A 12,164-nucleotide genomic window follows, 5' to 3' on the forward strand; every position below is an offset into this window, starting at 1 on the left:
GCGGTGGTGGACGGGGTGTCAGCGGACCGCGATGGGATTGACCGGCGAGCCCACAGCCCCGGTGATGGGGAGTGGGGCCGCAGTGAGCATGAAGTCATACCTGCCGTCGGCGGCGCACGCGTGAGCCAGTGCGTCAGGATCCCACATTTCCCCGAGGAACAAACCAAGGTTGGGAATGGCGATCTGGTGCAAGGGCTGGAACGCGCCTTCAAACTCATTGGGCCGGACCTCGAAGCCCCAGGTATCTGTGGCGATACCGGCAATTTCCGAGGTATGCAGCCATTCCGCGGTGCTGAAGGACAGGCCCGGTGCGGACCCGCCGGCGTAATCGCCCCACCCGTCGCGCCGGACCCGTGTGTACTGACCCGTTCGGATCACCACGATGTCGCCCCGGCGAACAGGGGAGCTGGGACCCTGACGTTCAATGGTGCGTTCCAGGTGTTCGGGGGTGATCGCGAAACCGTCGGGCAGTTCACCATCGGTGCGCCCCAGCTCCGCGCCGAGTGCGCGGCCGACGTCCAGCAGCACGCCGCGGGTGACGATCTTCGCCGCGGCGGTTTCGATCCCGGTGACGAGGTCGCCCTCGGAGGTGACCACATCTCCGGCTGCACGCCCGTTCCAAGCCTTGCCGCGATCAAAAATATGGCCCAGCCCATCCCATTGCGTGGAGCACTGCAAAGGCATGGCAATGACGTCATCGGCGCCCCCGAAGCCGTGGGGGAACCCTTGGTTGCCCCGCTCGGCATCCACACCGGTGTCCGTCATTGTGTGCACGGGATTGGTCCGGCGACGCCACCCCTTCTGGGGGCCGTTGGTGTCGAAGGGCTGGGACAGGGAAAAGGCCTCGCCGGTGGTGACCAACGCAGCGGCCTCCACGCGCTTGGCCGCATCAATGAAGTTCAGGGTGCCGAGCACGTCGCCTTCGCCCCAGCGGCCCCAGTTGTTGAACTGCCTGGCCGCGGCGGCGATACTGGCCAGCGGATCTTTCCGCTGGATCAGGGAAACGTTCACGGCATCGGTGGTCACTGTTCGTCCTTGCAGTGGATGAGCTGGGTGCCCAGCCCGGTGATGGTGCCTTCCATGACGTCCCCGTTCTGCAGGAGCCGTCCCCAGTGCTGGCCATTACCGGCAGGGCTGCCTGTCAGCACCAGGTCGCCTGGCTTCAGCGGCATCGTTTGGGAGGCTTCGCTCACGAGTTTGGCAACGCCGAAGATCATGTCCTGGGTGGACTCGTCCTGCATGGCTTTGCCGTTGAGCTTCAATGTGACCTGGACGTCCTGCGGGTCACCGAAAAACTTGGCCGGTACCAGCAGGGGACCGGTGGGCAGGAACCCCGGTGCGTTCTTGGCGCGGTACCAGTCCGAACCGATGGCGGGCATGTCCTTGCGGAAGACGTACTCGCGGGTGGTGATGTCATTGACCATGGTGTAGCCGTACACGTAGTCCAGGGCTTCCTCGGGAGTGACGCGGAACGCGGTCCTGCCGATGACTGCTGCCAGTTCCAGCTCCCAGTCGTGGGACTTGCTGTAGGACGGCAGGGTGAGATCATCTGTGGCCGACGCGATCGCCGTCGGAAGCCCGATGAAGAAGTACGGTGTGCCCTGACCGGCGCGCTGATCCATCATGGCGGCGGTCTTGGTGCGAACCTCCTCGGCATCCTGGCCGGCTTCGCGGTGGGCTACAGCGAGGTCGATCACGTGCTTGCGGTAGTTGGCCCCTGTTTGCAGCACTTGCATGGGTTCCACGGGAGCAAGGACATCAACGCCGGACAACGCCAGGCCTGTTTCGTCGCCCGCTGAGGCAGCCAAGGCGTCCAGTTCGCTTTCGGTGGTGTCCCAGTGCTGGATGAGCGAGTTGATGTCGCCGTCCAGGGGGAGGACACGTTCTCCCACCACAAGACCGACTTTGGGTTTGCTCTCTCCGGGCTCCTGAAAGCGGATCAGTGCGTAGTTTGGCTGCGTCATTAGCCGCGGCCCTGCTTTGCGTAGGGGTTCAGGAGTGCTTCCTTCATTTCAGCGGAAGCACCTTCTTCCGTTGCGGTGAAGCCTTCGGCCGGCGGGAAGGATTCGGTCATGGAGTGCGGCATGGCGCCGTTCTTGTAGAAGTTGTTGGATCCTTCAGAAGGCTTCCAGGTGTTGGCGTCCCAGTCCGGGACGTAGTTGCGGTATCCGCCGGAGTTGAGCTCGACGCGGAGACCTGAGGGGTCGCGGAAGTACAGGAAGTTCTGCTCGCCCACGCCGTGGATGGAGGGTCCGTATTCCATGGGGGTGCCGTGTTCCATCATGACGTCTGCAGTGCGGAGCAGGTCTTCGGTGGCGTCCACCCAGAAGGCGATGTGGTTGACGCGCCCGGCGCGCTGGGAGGTGTCCAGGACCACTCCGAGGTCGTGGGACTTCTCGTTGGTGGTCAGGACTGAGAAGACCGTGATGGGTGCTTCATCCAGGTCCACGAAGGCCATGACGCGGAACCCCAGCGCTTCGTTGTACCACTGGGCGAACCCCCGGACGTCGGAGGCAGCCACCGTGACGTGGTCCAGGAAGCGTGGAGCGGCTGCGTGGCTGCTGCGGCGCTCGGGACGGTCCGGGTAGGTGGATTCGAAGCCGGGCTCTGCAACGAACTTCTCTACGTCGTAAAACAGGCGCATGTGGTGGCCGTAGGGACCGGTGAACTCATAGGCCTTGCCAAAGCCGTGACCACCCGCAGTCCACGTGCCCTGCACGCCGGTTGCTTCAACACGGGCTGCGGCGGCTTCGAGTGCGGCCCGGGAGTTGGTGCGCCACGCCATCCGGCCCAGGGATGCCTCGGGGCCTTCAGTGATGACCAGGCTGTAGCGGTAGTAATCGCCCCAGCAGCGAAGGTAGACATTGCCCTCCACGCGGTCGATGATGCGCATGCCGAACTTCTCCTCGTAGAACCGTGCCGAGGCGTCGACGTCCGGAGCGGTGATCTCGAGGTGGGCAAGATGGGAGAGGGGAGTTTCCACGATGAATTCCTTCTATGTACTGATGGCTCGGACAGTTCTCTGCAGGGTCCTGTAACCACCATGAGCCACATCACGTATCCGGAGAAGAGTAAGTATCTGATAGGAGCTATCCGTCAAACAAATAGTTGGAGTCGGTGCGGCTATCAGCCGTATGAATACCAGCTATACCCAAACAGCTATTCTCCGATGGATTGAGGCTTGTCACAGTGATGGAAATCCCCTCGGCGACCCTGCCGGTACCAGGGACTCTTCAATGGCGAAGGAACACCCATGAGCATCATTGATCCCACTGCGCTCGAGTCGCGCCGTCCGGTCTCCACCCGGGAAGCGGGCAAGGCGCAAGCTGCACTTCTTGTGGCCGGAAGCTGTATGCCGGTCCTGGGCGCCGTTTTGCTGGCACCTGTCCTGCCCACCCTGAACCAGGTTTTCGCGGACACGGCGGGTGTCGCAATTCTTGTGCCGCTGGTCCTGACGCTTCCAGCGTTGTTCGTGGCATTGTTTTCGCCCTTGGCGGGTTACGTCGCTGACAGGATGGGCCGTCAGCAGTTGTTGATCTACGCCATGCTGGCCTACGCACTTTTTGGCACGGCACCGCTATGGCTGGACACCCTTGAGTCCATTGCCGCATCAAGGATCGGCGTAGGTATTGCAGAGGCAGCCATCATGACGTGCTGCACAACCCTGATCACCGACTACTATGCGGGGCAGCAACGGAACAAATACCTGGGCCTCCAAACCATGGTGAGCGCACTTGCTGCGACGGCATTCTTTGCGCTGGGTGGCGCCTTGGGCAGTATCAGCTGGCGGACGCCCTTCTGGCTGTACGCAGTCAGCGCCGTCCTGGCGGTCCCCATGATCTTCAAGCTCTGGGAACCAGCCAAGAGCCAAGCCACGGGCCTGGCAGCGAAACAGCCGGTGCCCTGGCGTTAGATCGGTGTACCTGCTGCTGTGACACTGTTTGGCGGCATGGTGTTCTACGCGTTGATAGTCCACCTGCCCTACGTCATCACAAGTTTGGGCGTCCAGGATGCCGCCCTCATTGGTGGTGCGGCTGCGATCGCTTCGCTTGCAACGGCAGCAGGGGCAATCTCCTTCCGTTTCCTGGCCAAACTGGGCACCCGAAAACTGTTGGCAGGCGCTTTCGGCCTCGCCGCCGTCGGGCTCTGCGTTGTTTCCGTGGCGGGCAGCGTTCCGGTGGCTGTCCTTGGGGCAGTGATCGCCAGTGCGGGCACGGGTGTTTTGTTGCCGACGCTGCTGACGTGGGCGGTCAACGGGCTGGACTTCTCCCAGCGCGGCCGGGGCACCGGTATCTGGACCGGAACCTTGTTCATCGGCCAGTTCCTGACGCCTATAGTCCTGGGCGCGACAGCCGCTGCTCTGGGCAACCTGGGCCTTGCGCTCGGGGCGCTGGGCCTGGCCTGCGCGCTGGCGTTGCTGGCTGTGCTGATTCGTGGGCCGCGGCTGGTACCTGTCAGCCACTGATGAAGACCGTGGCTGGATAACCTAGGAGGATGAAGAACCTGGACCTCAACCTGTTGCCCCAATTGCAGGTGCTGTTGGAACTGCGGAACGTTTCCCGGGCGGCCGAGCGGCTCCAACTCAGCCAGCCTGCAACCAGTGCAGCCATGGCCAGGCTCAGGCGGCATTTCGACGACGAACTCCTGGTGCGTCACGGCCGCACGTACGATCTCACACCCTTTGCGCAGTCGTTGGTCCCGCTGGTGGATGAAGCCATGCTTCATGTCCAGCGGGCCACGCGTGTCCGGTCCGGATTCGATGCCACCACAAGCGAACGCGAGTTCGTCATTGCGGCTTCCGATTATGCAGCTGCCCTCATTGTGGGGCCGCTGCGGGGCATCCTGCAGCAGGAAGCACCACGCGTGGTGGTGGACTTCGTTCCGACCTCCGGACTTGAGGGCACCATGGCCGAATACTCCAAGATGGACCTGTTGGTGGGGCCCACTGGTTACAAGATGCAAGGCGACTCCAAGCAGCTGTTCCGTGACAGTTTTGTAGCAGTGGTCGATGCCGCGAATCCTTTGCTCCGGATGCCGGCCATGACGTTGACGGATCTTATTGGCGTCCCGCACGCGGTGGGGTACTTTGGCGAGGGGATCAGCACCCCGGCTGACAAACTTTTTGAGTCCCGGGGGGTTCGACGGCGGGTGGCAGCGACAGTGGCAGGCTTCCTGTCCCTGCCCCTCCTGGTGGAGGGTACGGACTTGGTGGCCTTGGTGCCGAGGATGCTGGCGTCCAGGGCCCAACGCGGGGCAAGGATCGAGGTTCTGGAGTTCACCGGAGACTTGGAGGCCTCATTGGTCGAGGCAATGTATTGGCATCCATCACAGACCGAAGATCCAGCCAACGCCTGGCTGAGGTCAGTGGTTCAGCGGGCCTGTTCCCAACTGCACGCTCTTTTCCCGGTGACGGCACATCCCATACCCGTCGCAGCAACGTATCCCGTTGGGGCGGACGGATGATGCTGTGGACGAACAGGATGCTTGATATGACAGACGCCATGGTGGTGATTACAGGCGCCAACGGTGGCCAAGGCCTGGCCGAAACCCTGCTGCTGGCCACTACCGGGGCGACCGTGCTCGCGGCAGATCTGACCGCGGAGCCATCCGCAGCCCTGAAGGCCGTAGCCGCTTCACACCCGGACCGCATTGTCTACCGCCAACTCGATGTCACCGAGCCGAGTGGGTGGGCGCACTTGGCGAAGCTCCTCCACGACGAATACGGCCGGGTGGACGGCTTGGTCAACAACGCCGGCATCACCCGACGCGGCCGCCTGCTCGAGGCAACACCGGCCGATCTCGCCGCCGTATCGGAGGTGAACGTTACTGGGGCTCTGCTGGGAATGCAGGCCTGCGTTCCGTTGATGAAGCCCGGGGCTTCCATCGTCAATGTTGGATCAGTGGCGGCACTCAGCGGGCATTACCCTGTTGCTTACACCGCCAGTAAATGGGCGCTGCGGGGGCTTACCATCGCCGCCGCCACGGAACTCGGGCCGCAGGGCATCCGGGTTAACTCGGTTCATCCTGGATTTATCGAGACGCCCATGACGTCCGGAGCCAACCCGGCTTTCAGGGAAGCCAGCATCGCCGAGACGCCGCTGGGGAGAACCGGGACTCCCGAGGAAGTTGCGGCCGTCGTGCTTTTCCTCCTGAGCCCAATGGCCGCTTTTGTCACGGGAGTGGACCTGCCGGTTGACGGCGGACAGAGCAGCCACGGCGGAGCGAAATCAATCTCAGATGCGGTGCGTTGACCGATAAAACGTGGCTGGCGCCGTTGAACTCCTAGGTCCCCGGGCCCACCAACCGGTAGTTCAACAGGACGATTCCGGACGGGTAATGACGGCACTCCATGAGTTCCAACTTCGTCCACTGACCCACCCGGCCGAAGAACGGAATGCCACCGCCCAGGATGACGGGGATCACGGAAATCCCCAGCTCATCGATCAAACCCTGCTCGATGAATTCCGTCACCAACTCACCGCCGCCAAACAGGCAGATGTCTTTGTCCCCGGCAATGGTTTCCTTGATATGCGCAACGAGTTCCCGCAGATCGCCGGAGAACAGTTCGGTAGTGCCCTTGGTAGCGAGAGTTTGATGGTGGGTGACCACGTACGTTGGGACCTTGGACACCCCGCCGCCCATCGCTGACACCTCACGGTAGGTGTTGGCCCCCATGATGTAAGCCCCGGTCCTGCGCTCGGTGGCTTCAAATCCGTAGTCTTCGTCCCTGGCCATGGCATCGTTCAGCCATGAAAGATCGCCGCCCTCTGAGGCGATGTATCCGTCCAAGCTGGAGGCCATGCCCCCGAACACCTTACTCACGGCAAGGATTCGGTGTCCGGGGCGGTTTCAGTTGTGACGGCCGTGTCCGCCGCTGCGCCTTGCTTTCGGCTTGCCAGCAGGAACGGCACCGCGATCAGCTCGATGACGCCGGCCACAGCCAAGGATGCCGGGTAGCCGTAAAGATCAGCCCCCCGGCCAAGGAGTGGCTGGATGACCACGCCACCGCTTGAACCCATGAGCGAATCGAAACTGAGTACGGTGGCCCGTTGCTTCGAAGGGATCATGTCATTGATATACGCCTGTCGGACCGGAGTTGCGGCGGCGCCCACTACGCCCCACAGGGCCAGGAGCACCAACGCAAGCCAGAAGTTGCGGGTGAACCCGAGGATCAGCAGGATGACGGCACCCACCAGGCCACCGAGAATCAGGACGGACGTGCGTTTGTGGAACAGTGTTCGTGCGTGGGGAGCGAGCCAGCCGCCCAGGATCTGCGAACCAGCCACAATGGCGGCAGCCAGTCCGGCGATGGAGTAGGCGCGCGGGTCGCCGAACAGATCAAGCAGGAACGGCTGAAGGGCGTAGAAAACATAGATTCCGACGCCGGCGCTGAACGGTGCGGCGAGCATCACGTAGCGTACTGGCGGTTTTTTCAATCCGTTCTCAATGGACGCGGAAAGCACTGCGCGGGTAGCACGAAGGGGGTGCGTCGAGCGTTCAGGCGAGAACCCGACGTCGTGCATTAGGGCGAACGCTACTGCGAACATCGCTGCCAACACAGCTACCCGGAGGATGAACGGCACCCCGAGATTGCTTGCCTGGGCTATGACGCCGCCGGCCACGGAGCCGAGCAACATGGCCACGCCTTGCACCATTTGCCCCCTGCCCAGCACGGACTCGAGCCCGCCTTCGTAACCCGAGAAGCGCAATGCGTCCACTAGCCAGGCCTCCACAGCCCCGGAGAAGAACGTAAAGCCCAAGCCCAGCAGGACGGAGACCACTGCCCACATCCAGAATGGCGCCGAGATCTGCCACAGCACAAAGTACAAATAGGTGGAGACGGCCAGCGTCACCGTGCCCAGCAAGAAGGAAACCCTACGGCCCCAACCGTCGGCGATGACCCCGGTAGGAACCTCGAAAAGGACCATCCCTGCTGTGAAGAACGCATTGGCGGCGAATGCCTCAAGGTTGCTCAGCCCGGCATCAAGCAGGAAGAGAGTGTTGATACCCCAGATGAACGAGGCAGCAATGGTGTTTCCCAGCGTCAGCGTGAGGTAGACACGTTGAATCTTGCGGGCTTCCTCGTTCACCTTGCCCACCTGCACCATCGACCGAGGGCCTTTTGGGCGGCCACGTCCGCCTGCAACCCATGCTGATCGCCCATAGAGCCGTTCTACGCCGAAGCCACCGCGAATGCCAGACCACGGAGAAACTGCCGGTGGCTTTCGAGTCCACCGGCAGTTTGTCCAGCGTTGAAGCTTCTACGCCTGGACGAGTCCAGCGCCCGGGTGTGAAGCCAACAGCGGCGCGAAAAACCGGCCAAGTTCGGCCGTCGCGGTCAGGGGCAGCACATTGGCGACGTACTGGTCCGGGCGGACCACCACAACGACGCCGTCCCGGCTGAGTCCGCGCAGGTCGAAGATGTCGTTGTTGGGGTCGGTACCGAACACTTTTTCGAGGTAGGTGAGCTTGAAGGGTCCTACCGTGGGTTTGAAGGCCTCGGGTACGGCGTTGATGTCCACGTTGGTGTGGTCTTGTTGGTAGATCACCTTGACATCGAACCAGGCGTCGCGGTCAGCGTCCGACGGCGTCGCGGCCAGCGGCGATTCCGGTGAGCTCGCGATCCACTCGGCGAAGTCGGCTACCGGACCTGGGCTGCCCGCTTGGGCAGTATCGGCAAAGACGTAGATGCGCCATCGGCCATCTGCTTTGGCGTGATGGCCAAGGTGCATGGGGTTGGTGTCGCAGACACGGAGGACGGGTGCCGATTTGAAGCGTTTACCGACGGGGAAGCCGGTGGCGAGCTCCTGGTGCTGTGCCTCGGCAACCAGCATGGACGGGGCATATTGGGTCATGAAGCCGGCCGGGAATTCTGCGGTGCTGGTGTAGAAGGTCTCCAGTTCGGCGGGGTCTTCGAATTCTTCTGGTTTCTTGGCCATCAGTGTGGACCATTGCTTGTCGAAATCGATCAGGTTCTTGGCCACCACCTGGCGTTCGGCCGAGTAGCTGTCCAGTAGGCTTTCGGGGCTGCGGCCTTCCAGGACGTGGCCGAGTTTCCAGCCAATGTTAAAGCCATCCTGCATGGAGACGTTCATGCCTTGGCCGGCTTTCGCGCTGTGGGTGTGGCAGGCGTCGCCGGTGATGAACACCCGTGGCGTGCGGGTACCGCGGTCCTCCGGCAGAACGTCGTCGAACCTGTCTGTGAGCCGGTGTCCTACCTCGTAGACGCTGTGCCAGGCGACATTGCGGACATCCAGGGTGTAGGGGTGGAGGATGTCGTTGGCCTTGCCGATGATTTGCTCGATGGTGGTTTTCCGCACGGCGCCTTTGTCGTTGGGATTAACTTCGCCCAAGTCCACGTACATGCGGAACAGGTGGCCACCTTCGCGGGGGATCAACAGGATGCTGCCACCGGCGCCGGACTGGATGGCGCACTTGGTGCGGATGTCCGGGAAATCGGTGACGGCGAGGACGTCCATGACACCCCAGGCGTGGTTGGCCTGATCGCCGGCAAGGTGGCAGCCGATGGACTCGCGAACTTTGCTGCGGGCACCGTCAGCCCCCACCACATATTTTGCCCGGACAGTGCGCTCCCGGCCTTCCTTGGGACCGGACGTATGGGCCAGTGTGACGGTGACAGGGTAGTCGCCGTCTTCGGTGACTTCGAGGCCTTGGAATTCGTAGCCGTAGTCCGGCGTCATCCGCGTGGGGGAGTTGGCCATGAACTCGGCAAAGTAGTCCAGCACGCGGGCCTGGTTCACAATCAGGTGCGGGAACTCACTGATCCCCGCGGGATCGTCCACAGCCCGGGCGGCCCGGACAATGCGGGAGTGGTCGGCCGGGTCCGGCTTCCAGAAGGCCATCTCGGTGATGCGGTATGCCTCCGCGATGATTCGTTCGGCAAACCCGAATGCCTGGAAAGTTTCGACGCTGCGGGCCTGAATGCCGTCGGCCTGGCCGATGGCGAGCCGTCCGGGGCGACGCTCCACAATGCGGGTTGTGATGTCAGGAAACTGGGACAGTTGCGCCGCGGTCAACATTCCGGCCGGGCCGGTGCCCACAATGAGAACGTCAACTTCGTCGGGCAGCTCGGCGGGGCGGTTGATGCCGACGCCGGCGGCCGGTTCAACTCGCGGGTCACCGGATACGTATCCGTGGTGGTGGAACTGCACGGGCTTTCCTCACTTCTTTGTGGGCCATCAATCAAGGTGTTCGATAATAGAACAGCCTGTTCTATTATCGCTCACACAATAGTAATGCCGCTCACAGTAGGCTTCAAGTGTTCGCAGTGACCCACCACCGAATCTGCCGGAGCTTCCTGCCCAAAGGGCTGTGGACGTGTCAGGATCAGGTATGCCGCGACTGATGCTTTTGGACACTGCCTCTTTGTACTTCCGCGCCTTCTACGGCGTGCCCGATTCCATCCGCCGATCCGATGGCACACCTGTGAACGCGGTGCGGGGGCTCATGGATATGATCGCCCGACTCACCACCGACTACGAAGCCACGCACTTGGTCGCCTGTTGGGACAACGATTGGCGCCCGCAATGGCGCGTGGACCTGATTCCCAGCTACAAGTCGCACCGGGTCGCGGAGATTGTTCCAACTGGTCCGGATGTGGAGGTTGTCCCCGACCCTCTTGAGGCGCAGATTCCCATGATCCGGCGAGTACTGGACCTCGCGGGGATCGCTGTGGTGGGCGTTGACGCGCATGAAGCGGATGACGTCATAGGGACCTACGCGAGCCAGTCCCGGATGCCGACGGATGTGGTCACGGGCGACCGCGACCTGTTCCAGCTCGTCGATGATGACCGTGGAGTCCGCGTCATTTACACAGCACGCGGAATGAAGAACCTGGAAGTCCTCACCGACGTCGTTGTGGTGGGCAAGTACCGTGTGCTGCCCCAGCAATATGCCGACTTCGCAACACTCCGGGGCGATGCCTCCGACGGACTACCCGGCGTTGCCGGCATCGGAGAAAAGACGGCGGCGTCATTGCTTGGCGAACACGGGTCATTGAAGGGGCTGCTTGAGGCGGCGGAAGCTCCCGACGGCGGGTTGTCGGCTTCTGTGCGCGCCAAGCTGTCCGCGGCGGCTGACTACCTCAACGTGGCGCCTACGGTCGTAAATGTGGTGCGGGACTTGGAAGTGCCGACGCTTGATGAAGCAGGTGCCGAGCTGCGTCCCGTCACCGGAGACGCGCGCACGGAACTGGAACAGCTGGCGACGGAGTGGAATTTGGGTGGATCGGTCAAGAGGCTGTTGGAGGCGCTGGACCGAGTCCGCTGACATCCACCCACAGGCTCCGGTTCACTTTCACAGCCGAATGACAGGTTCGGAACAGCCGGGGCTGTGGTGGGTCTCTCATCGTGTTAAGGAGGACGGAAGCTTTGACCGTCCCTCAGACACCAGCCGTACCGACGGCTCATTGAGGAGAGGCACATGTCTAAAGTCAAGAGAATCACGCTGGGCGTAGCAGCCGGAGCACTGGCATTGGGCGCAGGCTTGGGCGCGACGAGTATCGCGACGGCGGCCACCACGCCGACGCCGAGCGCCACGGCGTCCCCAAACGGCACATCGTCAGCGGAAGCAACCACCCCTTCAGACCGAAGCGGAAAGCCAGGCGGACACGGACGCGATCGGGGACAGATGGCCGCTGAGCTGGCAACCAAGCTCGGTGTGGATGAGGCTAAGGTCACCGAGGCTTTGAAGGCATTCCGTGAGGCCAACAAACCCACCACGCCGCCTGCTGAAAGAACAGACGGAGCCGAAGGAACCAAGCCGGACCGGACGGAGCAGGACGCGGCACTGGCGAAATCTCTTGCTGCCGCCTTGGGCGTCGACGAAGCCAAGGTCACCACGGCACTGGAAGAAATCCGGGCCGCGGGCCAAGCGGAACGCTCCGCTGCACTGAAATCCAAGTTGGACAAGGCGGTCACGGACGGCAAATTGACCCAGGCAGAGGCAGACGCCGTGACCAAAGCCGTGGAGGCTGGAGTCATTGGGGGAGGCGGCCGCTGACACTGCCAAGCTGACCAGCTGACCAGCTGACCGGCTGAAGCAAGGGATCCCCCGGGCGATATCCGGGGGATCCCTTGCGGTCTGGTCCGTACCTTGCTGGACGCACTTGAGCTGTGCTCGAACGCCGCCGAACGTACTGCGTT

12 protein-coding genes are annotated in these 12,164 nt (G+C 62.6%); 6 read left to right on the top strand and 6 right to left on the bottom strand.

Going from position 1 to position 12,164, the window contains the following annotated elements; translation table 11 throughout:
• Window positions 1-18: 18 nt before the first annotated feature.
• Genes AYX22_RS10570 through AYX22_RS10580 form a run of 3 tightly spaced genes read right to left on the bottom strand, consistent with a single transcriptional unit; the run spans window position 19 to window position 2,983 of the window.
• Window positions 19-1,026, bottom strand: coding sequence for a cyclase family protein (locus AYX22_RS10570; protein WP_207597370.1), 1,008 nt, complete (start codon window positions 1,024-1,026; stop codon window positions 19-21).
• Complete coding sequence (locus tag AYX22_RS10575; protein WP_207597371.1) at window positions 1,023-1,964, bottom strand: fumarylacetoacetate hydrolase family protein; 942 nt, start codon at window positions 1,962-1,964, stop codon at window positions 1,023-1,025. The genes AYX22_RS10570 and AYX22_RS10575 overlap by 4 nt, the downstream gene beginning before the upstream one ends.
• The gene (locus AYX22_RS10580; protein WP_207597372.1) at window positions 1,964-2,983 is read right to left on the bottom strand and encodes a VOC family protein; all 1,020 of its coding nucleotides are present in this window, start codon (window positions 2,981-2,983) and stop codon (window positions 1,964-1,966) included. The genes AYX22_RS10575 and AYX22_RS10580 overlap by 1 nt, the downstream gene beginning before the upstream one ends.
• Before the next feature lie 270 nt (window positions 2,984-3,253).
• On the opposite strand from AYX22_RS10580, the gene AYX22_RS24055 reads away from it, so the two are divergent.
• Genes AYX22_RS24055 through AYX22_RS10595 form a run of 4 tightly spaced genes read left to right on the top strand, consistent with a single transcriptional unit; the run spans window position 3,254 to window position 6,251 of the window.
• A complete protein-coding gene (locus AYX22_RS24055; RefSeq protein WP_242703596.1) occupies window positions 3,254-3,913 on the top strand; it encodes an MFS transporter in 660 nt (219 codons plus the stop codon).
• Window positions 3,914-3,931: 18 nt separating this feature from the next.
• A complete protein-coding gene (locus AYX22_RS24060; protein WP_242703597.1) occupies window positions 3,932-4,465 on the top strand; it encodes an MFS transporter in 534 nt (177 codons plus the stop codon).
• 29 nt (window positions 4,466-4,494) lie between these two features.
• A complete protein-coding gene (locus tag AYX22_RS10590) occupies window positions 4,495-5,463 on the top strand; it encodes a LysR family transcriptional regulator (RefSeq protein WP_207597373.1) in 969 nt (322 codons plus the stop codon).
• A 26-nt stretch (window positions 5,464-5,489) separates the two neighbouring features.
• Window positions 5,490-6,251 (top strand): SDR family oxidoreductase, encoded by a 762-nt coding sequence (locus AYX22_RS10595; RefSeq protein WP_242703598.1) that lies wholly within the window; start codon window positions 5,490-5,492, stop codon window positions 6,249-6,251.
• Between the two features lie 31 nt (window positions 6,252-6,282).
• Here the strand turns inward: AYX22_RS10595 and AYX22_RS10600 are convergent, their stop codons facing one another.
• From AYX22_RS10600 to AYX22_RS10610, 3 genes are all read right to left on the bottom strand, one after another.
• Window positions 6,283-6,801, bottom strand: coding sequence for a dihydrofolate reductase family protein (locus AYX22_RS10600; protein WP_207597375.1), 519 nt, complete (start codon window positions 6,799-6,801; stop codon window positions 6,283-6,285).
• A 17-nt stretch (window positions 6,802-6,818) separates the two neighbouring features.
• A complete protein-coding gene (locus AYX22_RS10605) occupies window positions 6,819-8,090 on the bottom strand; it encodes an MFS transporter (protein WP_242703599.1) in 1,272 nt (423 codons plus the stop codon).
• A gap of 171 nt (window positions 8,091-8,261) precedes the next feature.
• Complete coding sequence (locus tag AYX22_RS10610; protein ID WP_207597377.1) at window positions 8,262-10,172, bottom strand: FAD-binding monooxygenase; 1,911 nt, start codon at window positions 10,170-10,172, stop codon at window positions 8,262-8,264.
• A gap of 181 nt (window positions 10,173-10,353) precedes the next feature.
• Here AYX22_RS10610 and AYX22_RS10615 point away from each other — a divergent pair, with 181 nt between their 5' ends.
• Window positions 10,354-11,289: a 5'-3' exonuclease gene (locus AYX22_RS10615; protein ID WP_242703600.1), complete on the top strand. Its 936-nt coding sequence runs from the start codon at window positions 10,354-10,356 to the stop codon at window positions 11,287-11,289.
• Between the two features lie 153 nt (window positions 11,290-11,442).
• Window positions 11,443-12,021 carry a Clp protease N-terminal domain-containing protein gene (locus tag AYX22_RS10620; RefSeq protein ID WP_207597378.1) on the top strand — a complete coding sequence of 193 codons (579 nt, stop codon included), beginning with the start codon at window positions 11,443-11,445 and terminating at the stop codon, window positions 12,019-12,021.
• The last annotated feature ends 143 nt before the right edge of the window (window positions 12,022-12,164 follow it).

The organism is Arthrobacter sp. D5-1 (assembly GCF_017357425.1).
GTDB lineage: Bacteria > Actinomycetota > Actinomycetes > Actinomycetales > Micrococcaceae > Arthrobacter.